A 1,906-nucleotide genomic window follows, 5' to 3' on the forward strand; every position below is an offset into this window, starting at 1 on the left:
ACGTTATCACGATAAGGCTCCCAGCCCAGTCTTTTTAAAATCTCTGTGACATCTTTAGTTTGCATCATGAATCACTTTCCTTGTGCAAGAAGCTCTGTTAAACGGCTCGGATGACGAATAACTTCGTATTTTATCGGTCTCCCCCAACCCTTGCCCAGTTGTTCTTTAGGCCAATTTTTCTTAAAATCATCTAATGCTTCCTCAAATTTTTCTGCACTTCCTTTATAATCTCTCTTAAAATCGCTGAGTTCCTGTTGATATTTATTTAGCTTTTCTTTGTTTTTCTCAAGGAATTTTAAAACAACATCTCCTGTGGGTTGCGCATCTCCTGTTTTATACTCCTTTTCCAAAATCTTTTGGTTTTCGGTTAGACCAGCATTCCCCGTTTTTACCTCAACAATTTTTAATTCACCATCCTCTATATAGAGAATATCAGGACGGGATCTTATTGCAACATCCTCCATTACTCCTTTATCGTTAGGTTTCTTAACTATTTTTTTAAACGATGCTTCTTGCGTACATGTTGTACATCCTGCTTCCTGTAATTTTTGCATTTCTTCTGTACGCTTTCCGTCATGATGCTCCTTATTTTTTTCGAGTGTTTCACGATTGCTATTGCTTTTTGAAGGCTTTGGGGATGTTTCGCCCTTGGCACTGTTTTCAGAGCCAATTTTTCCAACTGATTGAACAACTTCCTTTTCTGCTTTTGCAGCTGCTTCTTCAGTCTTAGCAGCAAATTTGATGAGATCTTTTTCTACAAGCTTGCCCGCAAGCTTTACGCCTCCCTTGGCTGCTGAAACAGCACCGTCAGTAAGCACTGTAGAACCCACTATATAAGCCACATCTCCTAATGCTTCACCTGCCATTTCGCCAGATTCAGCACCAGCACTGAATGCTCCATCCCTCCCTTTCTCCCTTGTTTCATGTATGTGATCTATATGCCCTCTAAAGGAATCCTTTATGTGATCTATGTGCCCTCTAAAGGAATCCTTAACACCTCCCCAGAATTGACCAACTCCTTCCCAGAGTTGACCAGCACCTTCCCAGACATCATCAAATATATGCCCACTCGTGGCCCAAGCTTTTGCTGTTCCAACGCCTTGAAGGGCATTTTGATAGATCTCATCAACTGAACTGTTTCCTATTGCCGATCCTAATTCTTTAACGTCATGAACTGTCGCATATATTCCGTTTCCTATTGCCGATCCTAATTCTTTAACGTCATGAGCTGTCTCAGATATTCCGTTTCCTATTGCTTTTACGGCACCAACAATCGTACCCTTCGCAAGACCTATCTCAAAAATCCTATCTTGCTCTTCATCAATCTCGAACCATTTTTCGTTAACATCTCTTCGACACTGATCATCAGGGCACTCTTCTAACTCTTTCTTCATCTGAGCGCGTTGTGCACTACTCAAAAAGTTATTTGCAGCGGCATTACCTGCGGCATCAGCGCCGGCATCAACATTGCCACCGGCAAGGGCAGCGGCAACGCCCCCGGCAGCCCTTGCAACATCAATGGTGTGGTCTCTAAAGTCAGCAAACTGCGCATCAATCTTTGCGTTTATACGCGCTTCCTCTTCCGGAGTTGGGGTGCGACCGTTTAGGTCCCCCATTTCCTCTTTCACAATGCCTTGCACCCACAATTGAAACTGGAGCATAGCAGTGGCTTCACCCACAGCACCCCCCACAGCACCGGCCGTGCAAGCACCACTCGCAACAGCGCCTTTTAAACAGCCAAGACCGGCGTGGGCAACGATTTGTGTGACCGTATCTATTTTGCCTTCTGCCTTGGCGGTACCGATTTCTTCCGCCAACGATTTGCCAATCGTATCAGACAGGGCGATGCGCAGATTGTTAAAAAAGTTCTTGTCAAGAGAGCCGCCCTCAAGAGCCGTCTGCACGC

General features: G+C 44.7%; 1 protein-coding gene. It reads right to left on the minus strand.

Annotation, left to right across the window (positions count from 1 at the left end; translation table 11 throughout):
• Positions 1-71: 71 nt before the first annotated feature.
• Positions 72-1,906: DUF637 domain-containing protein (locus ACFIK3_RS09340; protein WP_375676610.1), on the minus strand; the 1,835-nt coding region annotated here is incomplete at its 5' end.

This window comes from Bartonella sp. CB10SXKL, assembly GCF_042195515.1.
In the GTDB taxonomy this organism is placed as follows: Bacteria; Pseudomonadota; Alphaproteobacteria; order Rhizobiales; family Rhizobiaceae; genus Bartonella.